At 59.9% G+C, this 15,854-nt stretch carries 16 protein-coding genes; 11 read left to right on the forward strand and 5 right to left on the reverse strand.

Annotated features, from left to right (window positions below; genetic code table 11):
- Positions 1 to 34 precede the first annotated feature (34 nt).
- From WLZ34_RS06150 to WLZ34_RS06170, 5 genes are read left to right on the forward strand one after another with little or no spacing between them, the layout of a single operon-like run.
- Positions 35 to 1,342 carry an amidohydrolase family protein gene (locus tag WLZ34_RS06150; RefSeq protein ID WP_434731164.1) on the forward strand — a complete coding sequence of 436 codons (1,308 nt, stop codon included), beginning with the start codon at positions 35 to 37 and terminating at the stop codon, positions 1,340 to 1,342.
- Positions 1,332 to 2,147: an energy-coupling factor transporter transmembrane component T family protein gene (locus WLZ34_RS06155; protein WP_434731165.1), complete on the forward strand. Its 816-nt coding sequence runs from the start codon at positions 1,332 to 1,334 to the stop codon at positions 2,145 to 2,147. The genes WLZ34_RS06150 and WLZ34_RS06155 overlap by 11 nt, the downstream gene beginning before the upstream one ends.
- Entirely contained in the window at positions 2,138 to 3,004 is an 867-nt protein-coding gene (locus WLZ34_RS06160) for an energy-coupling factor ABC transporter ATP-binding protein (RefSeq protein ID WP_434731166.1), read from the forward strand. The genes WLZ34_RS06155 and WLZ34_RS06160 overlap by 10 nt, the downstream gene beginning before the upstream one ends.
- Before the next feature lie 10 nt (positions 3,005 to 3,014).
- Positions 3,015 to 3,824 carry an energy-coupling factor ABC transporter ATP-binding protein gene (locus tag WLZ34_RS06165; protein WP_434731957.1) on the forward strand — a complete coding sequence of 270 codons (810 nt, stop codon included), beginning with the start codon at positions 3,015 to 3,017 and terminating at the stop codon, positions 3,822 to 3,824.
- Positions 3,821 to 4,552: a purine-nucleoside phosphorylase gene (locus WLZ34_RS06170; protein WP_434731167.1), complete on the forward strand. Its 732-nt coding sequence runs from the start codon at positions 3,821 to 3,823 to the stop codon at positions 4,550 to 4,552. The genes WLZ34_RS06165 and WLZ34_RS06170 overlap by 4 nt, the downstream gene beginning before the upstream one ends.
- Here WLZ34_RS06170 and WLZ34_RS06175 read toward each other — a convergent pair.
- A complete protein-coding gene (locus WLZ34_RS06175) occupies positions 4,542 to 5,531 on the reverse strand; it encodes an MDR/zinc-dependent alcohol dehydrogenase-like family protein (RefSeq protein ID WP_434731168.1) in 990 nt (329 codons plus the stop codon). The genes WLZ34_RS06170 and WLZ34_RS06175 overlap by 11 nt on opposite strands.
- A 191-nt stretch (positions 5,532 to 5,722) precedes the next feature.
- On the opposite strand from WLZ34_RS06175, the gene WLZ34_RS06180 reads away from it, so the two are divergent.
- Positions 5,723 to 6,364 (forward strand): class I SAM-dependent methyltransferase, encoded by a 642-nt coding sequence (locus tag WLZ34_RS06180; protein ID WP_434731169.1) that lies wholly within the window; start codon positions 5,723 to 5,725, stop codon positions 6,362 to 6,364.
- Here the strand turns inward: WLZ34_RS06180 and WLZ34_RS06185 are convergent.
- Both WLZ34_RS06185 and WLZ34_RS06190 read right to left on the reverse strand, forming a co-directional pair.
- Entirely contained in the window at positions 6,342 to 7,307 is a 966-nt protein-coding gene (locus WLZ34_RS06185) for a carbohydrate kinase family protein (RefSeq protein ID WP_434731170.1), read from the reverse strand. The two genes, WLZ34_RS06180 and WLZ34_RS06185, sit on opposite strands and share 23 nt — an antisense overlap.
- Positions 7,304 to 8,191: a BtpA/SgcQ family protein gene (locus tag WLZ34_RS06190; protein ID WP_434731171.1), complete on the reverse strand. Its 888-nt coding sequence runs from the start codon at positions 8,189 to 8,191 to the stop codon at positions 7,304 to 7,306. Before WLZ34_RS06190 ends, WLZ34_RS06185 begins: the two co-directional genes overlap by 4 nt.
- A gap of 215 nt (positions 8,192 to 8,406) precedes the next feature.
- Here WLZ34_RS06190 and WLZ34_RS06195 point away from each other — a divergent pair, with 215 nt between their 5' ends.
- Genes WLZ34_RS06195 through WLZ34_RS06210 form a run of 4 tightly spaced genes read left to right on the forward strand, consistent with a single transcriptional unit; the run spans position 8,407 to position 11,974 of the window.
- Positions 8,407 to 9,375 carry an ABC transporter ATP-binding protein gene (locus tag WLZ34_RS06195; RefSeq protein ID WP_428727106.1) on the forward strand — a complete coding sequence of 323 codons (969 nt, stop codon included), beginning with the start codon at positions 8,407 to 8,409 and terminating at the stop codon, positions 9,373 to 9,375.
- A gap of 24 nt (positions 9,376 to 9,399) precedes the next feature.
- Positions 9,400 to 10,497, forward strand: coding sequence for an ABC transporter ATP-binding protein (locus tag WLZ34_RS06200; protein WP_434731958.1), 1,098 nt, complete (start codon positions 9,400 to 9,402; stop codon positions 10,495 to 10,497).
- Positions 10,498 to 10,502: 5 nt separating this feature from the next.
- A complete protein-coding gene (locus tag WLZ34_RS06205) occupies positions 10,503 to 11,561 on the forward strand; it encodes a hydroxymethylglutaryl-CoA synthase (RefSeq protein ID WP_434731172.1) in 1,059 nt (352 codons plus the stop codon).
- A gap of 5 nt (positions 11,562 to 11,566) precedes the next feature.
- The gene (locus tag WLZ34_RS06210; RefSeq protein ID WP_428727104.1) at positions 11,567 to 11,974 is read left to right on the forward strand and encodes a Zn-ribbon domain-containing OB-fold protein; all 408 of its coding nucleotides are present in this window, start codon (positions 11,567 to 11,569) and stop codon (positions 11,972 to 11,974) included.
- Between the two features lie 13 nt (positions 11,975 to 11,987).
- On the opposite strand, the gene WLZ34_RS06215 is transcribed toward WLZ34_RS06210, so the two are convergent.
- A complete protein-coding gene (locus WLZ34_RS06215; protein ID WP_434731173.1) occupies positions 11,988 to 13,568 on the reverse strand; it encodes a B12-binding domain-containing radical SAM protein in 1,581 nt (526 codons plus the stop codon).
- Between the two features lie 129 nt (positions 13,569 to 13,697).
- Between WLZ34_RS06215 and WLZ34_RS06220 the strand changes: the two genes are divergently transcribed.
- A complete protein-coding gene (locus WLZ34_RS06220) occupies positions 13,698 to 14,912 on the forward strand; it encodes a PLP-dependent aminotransferase family protein (RefSeq protein ID WP_434731174.1) in 1,215 nt (404 codons plus the stop codon).
- Here the strand turns inward: WLZ34_RS06220 and WLZ34_RS06225 are convergent.
- Positions 14,899 to 15,828: a hypothetical protein gene (locus WLZ34_RS06225; protein ID WP_434731175.1), complete on the reverse strand. Its 930-nt coding sequence runs from the start codon at positions 15,826 to 15,828 to the stop codon at positions 14,899 to 14,901. The genes WLZ34_RS06220 and WLZ34_RS06225 overlap by 14 nt on opposite strands.
- Between the last annotated feature and the right edge of the window lie 26 nt (positions 15,829 to 15,854).

Here is a 15,854-nt window from a genome sequence, read left to right on the forward strand (position 1 = left end):
TTTCTCACCTAACCGCATCGTCCCGGTGGTGTTTTTGCTCTACGGGATTAGGGGGAGCGTCCTCACTCTAGACGAGCGAGACCGCTTCCTGGAAGACCACGTCGTCCTAGTGGACGGTGATAGGGGTGTTGTACACGGCGTGCTACCGTACGAGAAGGCCCTTGAGCACAGGCCCGAGTTCATAGTGGGCGGAAGGCGTTACCTCGTCACGCCAGGGCTGGTAAACACTCACACGCACATACCCATGTACGTCTTCAAGGGCACCCCTATTAGGAAGACGGGTTTCGAGTGGCTGAGGCGGGTCTGGGCGATGGAGAGCTGCCTTAAGCCCAGGCACGTCTACTACGGGGCTCTCGCCGCGCTAGTCGAGCTCGTGGAAAACGGCGTTGTACTATACGGCGACATGTACTTCTTCGAGGACGAGGTTGCGAAGGCCACCAAGGAGGTGGGTTTGAGGGCGTCGCTGAGCCTAGGCGTCATAGAGCTGTTCGAGGGGCCGCCGAAGCACAGTATAGAGGACTCCGTAAGGTTCGCGGCGAGATACAAGAGCGACGAGCTTGTCAGGGGCATGATAGGGGTCCACGCCCTCTACTCGGTATCCCTCGACTCTGTCGAGAGGGCGGTCGAGGCCTCCCTCGACCAGGGGGTTAAGATACACATCCACTTCGCAGAGTCGCTGGACGAAGTAAGGTTCGCTAAGGAGAGGTACGGGAAGACGCCGGCGCAGCTGGCCGACGAGCTGGGCCTGCTCTCGGTGAGGCCCCTCCTGGCCCACGCTGTCTACGTCGACGACAGGGACCTGGAGCTGCTGGCAAGGCGCAGGCCCTACGCGTCGTACTGCCCGTTCACGATCATGAGCTGGGGCTCCGGCGTCGCGAGGGTCCTCGAGTACTTCGAGAGAGGCATACCTGTAACGGTCGGCACAGACGGGCCTCTCACAGCAGGCGTGATGAGCCCGCTCTTCGAGATGAAAGTAGCGCTGGCCGCACAGGGGAGCAGGTACGCTCGACCGGTGCCGCTGGACGTGTACGCCCTGCTCAAGAATAGCGTCTGGGAGGGCAGTAGGGCGCTCGGGTGGGAGTACAGCGGTATCGTGCCGGGCGCGCCAGCAGACATAGTCCTCTGGGAGCCCCCGCCCTGGGTCGACCCCAGCGAGATGTCCCCGACCGACGCGGCTTTCAGCCTCGTCTACGACCACCAGTACTACAGGCCGGCACTGGTAGTCGTTTCGGGGAGAGCCGTGAACAAAAGCGCGGAGTTTAATAGGCTCAAGCACGTAGTCTTTGAGAAAATCCGCGAAGTTCGCCAAGATTTACTCGAGTGTGGTGGAGTTGAGCGGTGAGATAGGCCTATACTACGAGGCCGACAGCGTTATACACAGGCTGGACCCGAGAGTAAAGCTGGCCTGGTTTGTACTCGCACTCGCCGCCTCGATCGCCACCCAGTTCGACGGGAGCGTAGGCGTGTTCGTCTTCATAAGCCTGATCGTGGGGATTGTACTAGCCAGGCTGTCGTTGGCTAGGCTGCTAATAACCATAACCTACAGCGTAGTCTTCTTCATAGTCACCATACTCGTGTGGGCGAGCTTCTATCAGAACGTGGGCAGGCCCCTGTTCTACATAGGCTTCGCCAACCTATTGGTGACAGACGTCGGTTTACTGGTCGGGACAGGCAAGTTCTTCCTCATAGTAAACCCGATCACAGCCATGCTGCTCTTCTTCTCGACTGTCAAGCCGTACGACCTTGTCCAGACATTCGACAAGCTCAGACTGCCGTATAAGGCGGGCTTCACACTCTTCCTCTCGCTGAGGCTGCTGCCGGTCACCTTCAAGGAGCTCAAGGAGATAATCGATGTCCAGAAGTCCAGGGGTATAGAAGTCGACTCTCCTAACCCGGTGAAGAGGATAGCCTACACCACCCCCGTCTTCGTCCCCCTGATAATAAGGATCATGAGCATAACGTGGGAGACCGCTATAACCCTCATGGTTAGGGGCTTCGGCGCGGGTAAGAGGAGCTACATGAAGCCCCTGAACTGGAGTCGGAAGGACACGATAGCGCTGGTTGTGCTGGCGGCCTTCTACCTCTCTATAATCGCATTGAAGATGGTCGGGTTCTCGACCTACACTTACGTGGAGGGATGGAGATGAGCGAGCCCGCTGTTGAGATCAAAGACCTGTGGTTCAAGTACTTACTGGCCGAAGACTGGACGCTCAAGAACCTCAACTTAACAGTTGAGAGAGGGGAGTTCGTCGTCCTAATGGGCCCCTCCGGCTGCGGGAAGTCCACTCTGATGTACATACTTACGGGTATCATTCCTAACATGGTCAAAGGGACTATAAAGGGCACGGTGAAGATACTCGGAAAGGACATCCTAAGGCTGCAGCCCCAGGAGATAGTGAGGGATATAGGCTTCGTCTTCCAGAACCCCGACTCGCAGATTATCATGCCCTCTGTCCTCGAGGAGGTCATATTTGGGCTCGAGAACCTGGGCCTCCCACCAGACGAGATAAGGGAGAGGGCGGAGGAGATTATAAAGTACGTGGGCCTGTGGGAGAAGAAGGACCTCTCGCCGTGGAGCCTGTCGGCCGGGGAGAGGCAGATACTCGCGATAGCTTCCGTGCTGGCTCTCAGGCCGAAAGTGATGATACTCGACGAGCCGACCTCCATGCTAGACCACAGAGGAACTAAGAGAGTCCTCGACCTGCTCGACAGGTTGAAGAGGGACTACCAGATGACGATAGTTGTAGTCGAGCACAGGATCGAGTGGGCTAGCGAGATCGCGGACAAGATCGTGATAATGGACAAGGGGGAGTTTGTAGCTGTGGGCAAGCCTAGCGAGGTCTTCTCCAACTACGAGTTGGTCAAGAGGGTGGGCGTGAGGCCGCCCATGATCTCCGAGGTCTTCTACAAGCTAATTGACAGGGGGGTCAGAGTAGACAGAATACCCGTCACAGCCCGCGAGGCGGTGGAGCTGATCAAGGGCAGGCTGAGCGGGGGGAGGTAGGTTGAGCGAGGTGCTGGTGGAGGCAAAGGGTGTCTGGTTCAAGTACAACAAGAAGCAGGACTGGGTCTTGAAGGACGTCAACTTCACGGTGAGGAGGGGCGAGTTCGTCGGCGTCATAGGCGAGTCGGGGGCCGGGAAGACAACGCTCGCCAAGCACTTCAACGGCCTCTTAAAGCCGTGGAGAGGTGAGGTCAGAGTGCTCGGTATGGACACGAGGAGAGTCCCCACCTCGAGGCTGGCGAGGCACGTGGGCTACGTCTTCCAGAACCCGGACTCGCAGATTTACTCGGCTACCATCAGGGACGAGCTGAGCGTCGGGCTCAAGAAGCTCGGTTTCAAAACGGAGGAGATCGAGGAGAGGATCAAGTGGGCTCTCGAGGTGGTGGATCTTAGGAAGCCGCTCGACATATCCCCGCACGTCCTCAGCTTCGGCGAACGGCACAGGCTGGCGATAGCCACAGTACTGGCCCTTAACCCGGACGTCTTCGTACTGGACGAGCCCTTCGCCGGGATCGACTACAAGAGGAGCCTCAACCTCCTCGAGATATTCAGGGAGCTGACGAAGAAGGGGCACTCTGTCGTACTAATAGCCCACGACCTCCAGCTGATCGCCGAGCTCGCCGACAGAGTGGTGTTCATGAGCCAGGGCAGGATAATCAGGGAGGGTACGCCCGAGGAGGTCATCGGGGACGTGGCATTCCTCGAATCCAACGGCTACATACCGTTGCAGGTCAGCGTGATCGCCTCGAAGCTAGGGCTGGGGAAGGTGGTCAGGGTAGGCGACATGGCGGAGGAGCTCTACAAGAGGATGGCGCCATGAGCTACTTCAGTAGACCTCTACACATACTCGCAAAGCCGGGCGAGGTCGCCGAGAGGGTCGTCACCGTCGGCGACCCTAAGAGGGCCCACCTACTAAAGGACCTCCTCTCAAACCCGAGGCTGGTGAACGAGAACAGGGGCTTCTACGTGTACACCGGGGAGTACTCCGGCGTGCCGGTCTCAATAGCCGTCCACGGGGTCGGGGCTGCGTCCGCCCACATAGTCTTCGAGGAGTTGCGGATGTTGGGCGCCAAGGTAATAACGAGGTTCGGGACAACAGGGGCCTTGGTCGAACAGCTCGACGTGGGGGACGTAGTCTTAGCCATGGACGCGAGCTACTACAGCGGCGGCATCTACTCCCAGTACTTCCCCGGGAACATATCGCTCAGCGCCACAGCCGACTACGAGCTGCTGAAGCACGTGGAGGAGAGGTTCGCGAAGAGGGGCGTCAGGTACTACGTCGGCAGCGTAGTCAGCGCGGACAGGTTCTACGTCGACCCCACCGAGTTCGCCCGGGAGTGGAGGAGCCTGGGCGCCATTAGCGTGGAGATGGAGACCGCGGTCCTATACGTCCTCTCCAAGATCAGGGGGTTCAAGGCTCTCTCGGTACTGCTAGTGAGTAACAGCCTTGTGAAGGAGACGGGGTACCCCACCGCGGAGGAGCTGAAAAAGTATGCCGTAGAGTACGGGTCGGCCCTCTTAGGGGCGCTGGCGAGCTTCAGATTCTGACCACTACTTTAACCTCCCCCTCGCCCAGGGACTTCTCGAACGCCTTTACGGAGCTTTCTATACCGTCGAACACGCTGGTGATTACCGGCTTCACTAGCCCCTTGCTCACGAGCTCGATCGCCTTCCTGAACTCCCTGAAGGTCCCGCACCTCGTCCCCACGATCCTCACCTCCTTGACAACAGCCCTCGTCAAGTCTACAGTGAACTTCGACCCGGGTGTCGACTTCAAGTGCACGACCCCTCTAGGCCTCGTGATCTCGATCGCTGTGTCCAGCCCCTGCGTCCCTCCAGTGGCCTCGACTACCATGTCGAAGCCCAGGCCTTCGGGGGTCCTCCTCTTCATGTACTCTCTCACCTCGTCGAGAGCCATCACCGTGAACCCCATCTTCTCGAAGTAGTGCGCTTTCGAGCTACCCCTCCTCGCCACGACCACGGGGTCCACCCCCATCCACTTGAGTACCTGGGCAGCGAGTAGGGCGAGGTTGCCCGTGCCAACTACTGCGACGTTGTCCCCTGGCTCAGGGGGGTACTGGGCGAACGCGTTGAGGACGGCTGCTAGCGGCTCTACCTGCGTCGCCTCCACCGGGTCGAGCAAGCCCTCTACTACGTGGAGCGCCTGCTCCGGGGCGACGAAGTACTCAGCGAAGCCGCCGTCGAAGTCGATGCCGAGCGTCCTCCTGTATGGGCAGTGGGTGTACAAGCCCCTTCTACAGTACTCGCACCTGCCGCACGGGAAGTTGATCTCGCTGACTACTAGCCTGCCCTTGAGCCTCCCATCGCTGACGACCACCCCAGCCACCTCGTGGCCGGGTATCAGCGGCTTCTTGAACAGAGGGTATGAGCCGGTGTAGAAGGCCTTGTCCGTCCCGCAGATGCCGACCGCAGAGGTCCTGACCAAGACCCAGCCCGGTCCGGGCTGGGGCTCAGGCACGTCTTCGATGCTCAGCTCTCGCGGGCCCTTTAAGAGGAGGGCCTTCAAACGGTTTCACCTGACATATATATAAGTGCTCTTGAGACAATATTATTACCGGACCTACAACTCAGGCTTAGGCCTGTGGATGAGTAGGTCGGGGACGTATTCACCCACACGTGTTCCACCCGTGACGGAGTTTTGTCGAATAAACGTGGGCGGGCAGTAGTGCGGCACGACGTACTCGAGTAGTGGGCGCCATGGTCGTCGGCCCCTTCGAGAAGTTCTGGCTCGAGTACGACAAGTGGTACGATGAACACCCCAACATATACAGGTCCGAGCTGTGGGCTGTCGAGCTAGCCTCGCGGGGCGTCCCTAGGCCCTGGGTGGAGATCGGTGTCGGTAGCGGGAGGTTCGCGGCACCGCTGGGTGTGGACGTCGGCCTAGACCCCTCCGAGAGGTTGCTGGAGCTCGCCTCCCGACGCGGGGTAAGGGTGGTCAGAGGCCTCGCGGAGTCCACGCCGTTCCCAGACGGGAGCTTTGGAGGGGTCTTCGTGATCATAACCATATGCTTCCTCGACGAGCCCTTGAAGGCGCTGAGAGAGGCCAGGAGAATACTGAAGCCCGAGGGCAGGCTGGTGGTGGGGTTCATACCCAGCGACAGTCCGTGGGGCACTTTCTACAGCCGGCTCAAGGAGAGAGGGCACAAGTTCTACTCGCACGCCAGGTTCTACTCGCTGAGCGAGTTAACCGGGATGCTCGAGCTCTCCGGGTTCGAGACGGAGCTGCTGGTCTCCACCCTCCGCAGCCCGCCAGGGTCGCCCGAGGTTCTCGAGACGCCCGTTTTAGGCCTAGCACCAGGCGCTAGCTTCCTCGTGATCAGAGCGCGTGTTGCCCGCTGAGCCTGCCTACCGCCTCGATGAACTCCTCGAGCTCCCTCAGGGACCTCGGTAAGTGCCTCGCCCCCACGCCCAGCGCCTTGTAAGCCCCCATCGCGTTACCGTATAGCAGGGCCTTGTCTAGGTCGAACCCCTCGAGCACCGAGTAGAGCACCCCCGCGTTGAACGCGTCTCCAGAGCCAGTAGTGTCGACGGCCATTACGTTGAACGCCTTCACGGACACCTTCCTGTCCCCGGCTATCGCCAGCGAGCCTCTCTCCCCCATTTTGAGGAAGAGGACCTCTGGTTCGAGGCTCTTGTACAGCGCCTCGGCAGCCGACACGGAGGCCGAGCCGACGAGCTCCTCGAGCTCGTCTAGGTTGATGAACGCGTAGGTGACGCTCTTCTTGAGCTTGAGCAAGAGGCTCCTGTCCCCCTTGTTGAAGCCGCTCAGGTCTAGCCCTGTTACAACGGACTCCCTGCTAGCCCTGGTGAGGAGCCCCACGAGCGACTCCCCCCTGTCCACGTTGCGGGCCGCGAACCCGTAGGCGAAGACGGCGTCAGCGCTCGACACAGCGCTCTCTATCACCTCGCTACTCGGAGTGTTCAGCCTGTTGGCGCCCCTGTACCCGACTATGACCCTGCCTCCCCCCGGCTTGACCAATATGCTCATAACGCCCGTGGGCTCCTCGCGAGTGGCGGCCACGTACCTTACCCCTACCCCCTCGGTCTCCAAGTCTTTGACCAGCACCACCCCCACCACGTCCTCCCCGACCTTTGCTATCACGCTCGTCCTGGAGCCCAGCCTCCTCGCAGCCACGGCGAGGTTGCCCGCCACTCCTCCGGGGGCGTAAAGCCCCCTCCTCGCTACGTACGAGACGTCCCTGAACACCAGTTCGTCCGTGTCGAGGAAGTATATCACGTCGAGGTTGAGGTCGCCGTAGACGAAGACGCGCTTCTCGCTCAAGCCTTACCCCTAATTCTGTTGACGACGCTCATGAGTCGCTTCACCCTCTCAGGGTCGACAGGGTTCTGGGTCAGTCCGTGGACCTTGAAGTACGTGCCCACGATTGCCCCGTCCGCGTACTTGAGCAGCTTCTCGGCGTTCTCCGGGGTGAGCCCGCTGCCTACGAGCACGGGCGTGTCGCCGACGATCGACTTGACGAGCTTAACGTCCTCCACCGAGGGCTCCTCGCCCGTCATCCTCCCCGTCACGATAACTGCGTCGGCTAGGTAGAAGTCGGCCCACTTCGTGTGCGTCACGATGTCGATGCCGGGGAACACCACGCTGTGCTTCTTGACCACGTCTACGAAGAACTTGATGTCCTCCGCGTAGAGGGCCTTCCTCAGCCTCACGAGGTCTGCTGCCACCCCGTGGTCGAACTCCCCGGTGTCCCAGACAGCCGCCCCCGTGTAGAGGCAGACCCTTATAAACCTGGCTCCAGAGGCCTTCGCTATCGCGAGTGCTACCCTCCCCCCGTTGTGGATAACGGTTATCCCGACGGGTATCGACACGTTCTTCACCACATGCCTAGCCACCACGGCGTGGGCGGTCATCTCCTCGGGCGGTATGCGGGAGGCGCCGCTGTAGTAGGGGAGGTCCCACATGTTCTCGACTATCACGCCGTCAACGCCGTTCTCCTCGTAGATCCTCGCCTCCCTCACCGCGTGCTCCTCGACCACGTCGATGCTCCAACCCTTGTATCCGGGCGCACCAGGTAGTGGGAGCAGGTGGACCATGCCTATGATCGCCTTGTCGCTCTTGAACAGGTCGCGGACTGAGAACATCCTCTTCGAGTACAGGTCTCTAGCCCACTCGGGTATCAACTTGTCGAGCAACTCCCTCTTCAAGCCTTGGCACCAAGCTCTAATCTAGGGGGCGCGAAGCTTAAGACCGTTTCACAACGTATGCTACACACGTCGATACGCCCGTGTGAGGAGGTAGTGAGACCCCGGATACAATACGGGGGGGCCTTACCTTTGGTTGCGAGCAGTCTAAGATAAAAACGTTTTAAAATATACGCTCTGTATCCATATACATTAGCGCGGAGCGGGTGTAGTTTGAGTTGAGTGAAGTGCTACTAGAGGTCGAGGGGCTCAAGACCTATTTCTACACTTCGAAGGGTATAGTCAAGGCCGTCGACAACGTGGGGTTCAAACTCAACAAAGGCGAAGTACTCGGTGTAGCGGGGGAGTCCGGCTGCGGTAAGAGCACTCTCGCCTACTCAGTAATAAGGCTCGTTCCCCCGCCCGGCAGGATCGTCGGCGGTAGGATATCCTTCATGGGCACGGACATCCTGAAGATGCCGGAGGAGGAGTTCAGGGTCAAGGTTAGGTGGAAGGGCATATCGATGATCTTCCAGGGCGCCATGAACGCGCTCAACCCAGTCTACACGGTAGGAGACCAGATCGCCGAGGTCCTAATGCTACACAGGAGCCTCACGAAGAGGGAGGCCCTCCAAGAGGCGGCCGAGCTCCTCAAGATGGTGGGTCTCGACCCTAGAAGGGTGAGGAGCTACCCGCACGAGCTGAGCGGCGGCATGAAGCAGAGGGTCGTGATAGCCATGGCTCTAGCTCTCAGACCCCCACTCGTGATCGCCGACGAGCCGACCACGGCTCTAGACGTCGTCGTGCAGGCGCAGATAATGAACCTGCTGAAGAGGCTTCAGAGAGAGCTGAAGATGTCGATAATCCTCATCACGCACGACATGAGCTTGATCGCGGAGATAGCGGACAAGGTAGCTATAATGTACGCCGGCAAGATAGTCGAGATAGGGAACGCGGACAGGGTCTTCAACAACCCTCTCCACCCCTACACCAGGGCCCTGATCAACAGCATACCCAGCCTCAGGAAAGAGCTGAAGAAGCTAGAGTTTATACCCGGCGTCCCGCCTGATCTAATACAGCCGCCGCCCGGATGCAGGTTCCACCCCAGGTGCAAGTACGTGTTCGAGCCGTGCTCGAGGGAGGAGCCCCCGATGGTCGAGGTCGAGCCCGGCCACTACGTCGCCTGCTGGCTCTACGCGAAGAGGTGAGTCCCCGTGAGCACGCCTGGCTTCATGAACATAGACTCCAGCACCATCCTGTTCGTGAAGGACCTGAGGGTCTGGTTCCCCGTCAGAAGAGGGATAACCGACGCCCTCGCTAGGAGGCCCCCGCTCTACGTTAGGGCCGTAGACGGCGTCAGCTTCGAGGTCAAGCAGGGAGACGTCTTCGCGCTGGTAGGGGAGAGCGGCTGCGGCAAGACCACCACGGGTAAGTCCGTGCTCATGCTCTACGAGGTGACGGGTGGACAGATAGGCTACAAGCCCTCCCAGGACTTGATAGACTCCTTCACGAAGCTGGGCTACAAGCCCGAGTACATAACCGAGTACGGGCACATCGACCTCTCGAAGGTGCCCAGGAAGTACCAGCGCCCGCTACGCAAGGAGATACAGATGATATGGCAGGACCCCTACGGCAGCCTGAACCCGAGGTTGACGATATTCGAGATCCTAGAGGAGCCGCTGATAATACACAAATTCGGCTTCACTAGGTCGGACAGGTACGACATGATCCACAGGGCACTGGAGCTGGTCAAGCTCACGCCGCCAGAGGACTTCATGAACAGGTACCCCCACATGCTGTCCGGCGGGCAGAGGCAGAGGGTGGTCATAGCCAGGGCGCTCATACTGAACCCGAGGTTCATCGTCGCCGACGAGCCGGTCTCCATGCTGGACGTGTCCATCAGAGCAGAGATCATAGAGCTACTGCTGGAGCTGAAGCAGAAGCTAAACCTGACCTACCTGTTCATCACTCACGACCTGGCTATAGCTAGGTACATCGCGAACAAGATCGCCATAATGTACCTGGGCAAGATAGTGGAGATGGGCGAGACGGAGAAGGTGATCAGGAACCCACTCCACCCCTACACCAGGGCCCTAATATCAGCCGTCCCAGAACCCGACCCCTCTAACAGGCTGAAGATAAGGGAGGTACCTATAAAGGGCGAGGTACCCAGCGCGGTCAACATACCGCCGGGCTGCAGGTTCCACCCGAGGTGCGTAGCCCTAGACGAGCACCAGGAGCTGAGGGGCGTCTGCGACAAACAGGAGCCCCCGATGGTCGAGGTCGAGCCGGGCCACTACGTCGCCTGCTGGCTCTACGCTAAGAGGTAGCGTATATGAAGCCCGAGGACCTGACAGGGATCGTCGGCTGGGGTAGCTACATACCGAGGTACCGTATGCCCCTCAGCGAGATAACCAGGGTCTGGGGCTTCAACCCGGAGCAGCCGAGAGAACTAGACGTGGCCGAGAAGAGCGTCGCAGGCTACGACGAGGACGCCATTACAATGGGCTGGGAGGCGGCTCTAAACGCCCTCAAGAGGGCGGGTGTCAACCCTAAGGAGATAGGGGCCGTGTGGTTCGGGACCGAGAGCAAGCCCTACGCTGTCAAGCCCTCTGCCACCGTCATAGCCGAGGCCCTGGGTGTAACACCCTCCACCATGGCGACGGACCTGGAGTTCGCGTGCAGGGCGGCGAGCGAGGCGATCAGGATAAGCATCGCGTCGGTGGCGTCCGGCCTCATAAAGTACGCACTAGTTGTCGGCTCGGACACCGCCCAGGCAAACCCCGGCGACGTCCTGGAGTACACGGCCTCCTCAGCCGCCACGGCGCTGGTTATAGGTCCCAGTAGCGAGGCGGCCGCGGTGTTCGAGGCCAGCTACACCTACGTGACGGACACGCCCGACTTCTGGAGGAGGGCCCACGTCCCGTACCCGCTGCACGGAGAGGCCTTCACTGGGGAGCCCGCGTACTTCCACCACATCGTGGGAGCTGTCAAGGGCTTGATGGAGAAGACCGGGCTCAGACCCAGCGACTTCGACTACGCGATCTTCCACCAGCCCAACGGAAAGTTCCCCGTGCAGGTGGCCAGAATGCTAGACATCCCCGTCGAGAAGGTCAAACCGGGCCTCGTAACGCCGTTGATAGGGAACAGCTACAACTCCTCTGCTCTCATAGGCCTCTCCAAGGTGCTCGACGAGGCTAGACCGGGCTCTAGGATACTGCTCGCCCCCTTCGGCAGCGGGGCTGGGAGCGACGCGTACAGTATAGTGGTGACGGACAGGGTGTTGGAGAAGAGGGACAAGGCCCCTAGGGTCGTAGACTACCTCTCCAGGAAGAAGGTCGTCGACTACGCTTTCTACGCCAGGTCGAGGAGCCTGATCAAGCGGATAGGGTGACCGGCATGAGGTTCTCTATACCCAGGTATTGGCGTGAAAGGCAGACCTACTACAGGCTGAAGGCCGCGAAGTGCCTGGACTGCGGCCGCGTAGTCTACCCCTACAACGACAGGTGCCGGCTCTGCGGGTCCACTAGAGTGGAGGAGGTGGAGCTACTGAACGAGAGGGCAGTCCTGCTGACCTACACGGTGATCTACAGCGCCGCCGAGGGGTTCGAGGACAAGAAGCCGGTCGTGGTAGGCATCGTGGAGACCACGGAGTCGAAGGCGAGACTGTTGACTAGGATAACAGACGTAGACGTGAGCGAGCTGAAGACGGGTATGCTACTCGAGCCTGTACTGAGGAGGGTAAACGAGGACGGGGAGTCGGGGCTCATATACTACCTGGTCTCGTACAGGCCGGTAGTGAAGTAGCACTTTAGAGCCCCTACTGTTTTTCGCCCGCCGACCCTACGAGGTGTTTAATAGCCTCGACCTGGGCCCTCAACACCTTCTCCTCAAGCCCGTCCACCACTATATTGGACCAAGGCGGCTCTGAATCGGGGTCGAGCCCGTTGTAGACGTAGCGCAGGTCTACACCCTTCTCTCTCGCCAACTTCACCCAGTTAGCGTAACCCCCGCCTCTCAGCGACCACTCCAGCACTAAGTCGGCGATCTGCTCGCCGCCCAGCGAGAGGGACGCCTGGACGAACGAGGTCTTCACGTTGAACTCCCTCACTCTGGCGAACCCCCTCAGCTCCCTGTCTACCAACTTCTCTAGCCTCGAGAGCCTGTCCAAGCCCATCATACCGATGTAGGCGAAGGGCGTCCTGGCCTTGGGTATTAGCGGGTTAAAGGACAAGACGAGCCTCCTACCCCGCTCCTTTGCCATGCTCGCGAGCTCCCTGGCGATCCTCACAGTCTCGAGCACGTCCTCGGCCCCCGTCCCCTTAACCCCGTATATCAAATAGAGCTTCACGTCGAAACCGGCTCTGACGACCGACCCGACCTTGTGTTTGGCCAGCTCCACGAGCCCGGGGTACTTCATCAGGACTCTCTGGGCGAAGACGCTGAAGGACTCCGGGGCTAGGGTGAGCTCCCTCTGCCCCACCTGCCTTATCAGCTCCAGCACCTCGTCGCCGAGCTTCTCGAGCCTGAGGGAGGGTAGGACAGCCCTCACACCCCTCCCGGCCAGGTACTCCAGAACTTTCACGTCCTCTCTCGTGACAGGGAACGAGAGAGCGTACAACACCACTCTCTCGAGCCGGTTGTACTCGAGCCCCTTATCGGCGAGCTCGACAGTCTTCTGGAGAGACCTGTGCCTGAAGGGCTGGAAGAGCCTGGACTCCATGCAGAAAGAGCAGTGGAACAAGCAGCCCCGGGAGAGCTCGAGCTTGAACCCGAGGCCGAAGGCCGGCTGCCTGTCGGGGTCGAAGACCTGCCGCACAGGGTACTCGACGTCGTCTAGGCTGGGCGCGTATTTCCGCACCGCCCCCTCGTTGAACCCTGGGACGTAGACGTAGTCGAGCTGAGACAGCTCCTCGAGGACGGCCTTCTTCCTCTCGCCTGCCCTAGCGGAGATAGCGTCGACCACCCTGTCGATCGTGGCCTCGGCCTCGCCTACCACGAACGCGTCGACTACCCTCGTGTACGGCGCTGGGTTGGCCATGACGACGGGCCCGCCCGCGATCACGGGTATCTCTCTATCCTCCCGCCTCGCTGGCAAGCCCGAGGACTCCAAGACCTCGACGAGATCGACGACGTCCAGCTCGTAGTGTAGCGTGGTTAACACCGCGTCGAAGTCCCTCAGCGGGCTACCCGTCTCTATACTCCTGTACCCGGTCTCCCCCCTGTCCGCGGCGAACCTCTCGAGGTAGACGTCCTCTCTTCTGTTGACGTACGTGTATATGATGTCGTGGGCTAGACTAGACGTCATGACCTCGTACTTACCGGGGTAGACGTACGCGACTCTCGCGTTGACCCTGAGGGGGTTTTTCAACACCCTGTTTAACTCGACCAGCTCGAACACCGAGGCTCTATATAGTGATCTCCACCTGTCTTTAAAAACTAGGTATAAACGGATAAGTGTAATATATACACACTTTGGGACGTAAAGCTTTTAATATATGGTCAGGATATCTGTTAACCGGGCTCTGTGATGCCCGCTTACGACAAGTTTTATAGTAGGCTGGCTGTCGGTATTAAAGCCTCGGACATCAGGGAGTTGCTTGCGATCATAAAGCACAGGAAGGACGTGATAAGCTTCGCCGGGGGTATACCAGACCCGAAGCTCTTTCCCAAAAGCGAGCTGGCCGACATAGCGAGAGAGGTCATACTGAAGTACGGCGACGACGCCCTCCAGTACAGCGAGACGAAGGGCCTGATCGAGCTGAGAGAGATACTCTCGGACTTCATGAGGAGGACGAAGGGGATCCAGACAGACGCAGAGGACCTCATCATAACGACAGGGAGCCAGCAGGCCCTGGACATCGTGGCCAGGGGCATGGTAGACCCCGGCGACGTCGTCGTAACAGAGAACCCGTCCTACCTCGCAGCAATAGGGGCTTTCAAGATAGCCGGTGCCAGGCTGGTGGGGGTCGAGATGGACGAGCACGGTATGGACACGTACAAGCTGGAGGAGAAGCTTAGGTCGCTTAAGAACAGCGGTGAGAGGGTGAAGTTCATATACACCATACCCGTGGGCCACAACCCCGCAGGCACCTCTCTCACGCTCGACAGGAAGAAGCACATCATCGAGTTGGCAGAGGAGTACGACGTGTTGGTGGTCGAGGACGACCCCTATAGCTACATAATATACGAGGACGGCGCAGACACGACGCCCCTGAAGTCCATCGACAAGTACGGCAGGGTCGTCTACTTGAGCACTGTGAGCAAGGTGTTGGCTCCAGGGCTGAGGATTGGCTGGATCGCCGCGATAGACGACCTCACGAGGAAGTTCGAGCTGGTCAAGCAGTACCTGGACCTCCACAGCCCGACCCTCACGCAGTTCATTGTGGCTGAAGCTGTGAAGAAGGGCCTGATAGACAGGATGGTGAAGGTGGCCACACCCTACTACAAGTCAAAGAGGGACGCGATGATCTCGGCTATGGAGGACTACCTACCGGACTACGTGGACTACACGAAGCCCATCGGCGGCCTCTTCATATTCGTGAAGGTCAACAAGGAGGGCTTCAACACGACCAAGCTCCTCGAGGTCGCTATCGCCAAGTACAAGATCGCCTACGTACCTGGCGCCAGCTTCTTCGTGGACGGCACCGGTCACAACACGATGAGGATCAACTTCAGCTACCCAACGTTCGACGAGATATACGAGGGTGTGAGGAGGCTGTCTGATTTAATCAAGACCGAGTAGGGCTCGCAGCCCCGCCCTGCTCGCCACCAGCCTGGCTCTTTTCACCAGGCCCGGAGACCCTCAGTATCGTGCCGAGCCCCCTCGGCGGGAGGAGGCCTACAGCCTCCTCGACGCTCTTCACGTTGAAGACTTTGACCAGGCCCAAGGCCCTCTCGGCCAGCCTCCCCGCCTCCCCGCCGGTCGCGGGGGTTACGGTGTCGAGGTAGACGACCACCAGCTCTCTCGACAGGCCTAGGCGCAGGCTCCTCGTGCCCGAGAAGCCCGAGACCACGAGCCTCCTCAGCGGGCTCCTGTCGGCTAGGTCCCACAACGCTGGTGCGGCCTCTGCTACCACCAGCGTCTCCAGGTCTAGCGGCAGGTCGCCGACGTTCCTGAAGGCCCTCAGACCCAACCTCTTAGCCTGGGCGAGGCACTTCTCGCACAGCAAGTACGGTTCTAACCCCTTGTCCCTCAGGGCGATCGCAGTCATGATCCCGACGACGTTGCAGCCTAAGACGAGTGTGTTCCCCTCCGACTCGCCCGCGAGCTCGAGGGCGTGCGACGCGTAGGGCTCTAGCAGGTTGACCGGCTCCACGGCAGGGTAGGTGCCGTAGACCCTCTTAGGGTCGACCTGAAAGTACGTCGAGAGGCAGCCGTCCACGTCGAGAACGCTCCTCGACCCGCCCACGAGCGGGTTTGTGACAACGAACTTCCCCGTTAGGTAGGGGTGCTCGGGCGACTCGATCACCCGACCGGCGCAAACGGAGCCCAGTAGCCTCGGGAGGATGACGGGCTCGCGACCCTCCAGTAGCTCCTCGTCCTGGAAGCCCACGTAGGCCATGCTGTTCTTGACTAGCACCATGCCTCTATTCAGGACTACCGCCGGCATTTCGGCGTAGGCCAAGGAGCCGTCGTACACCACTGCCTTGTTCCTCAAACACTACACCCCACACTCTCGTGGCG

The sequence above is a fragment of the Thermogladius sp. KZ2Tp1 genome (genome assembly GCF_051131135.1).
Classification (GTDB): Archaea; Thermoproteota; Thermoprotei_A; order Sulfolobales; family Desulfurococcaceae; genus Thermogladius.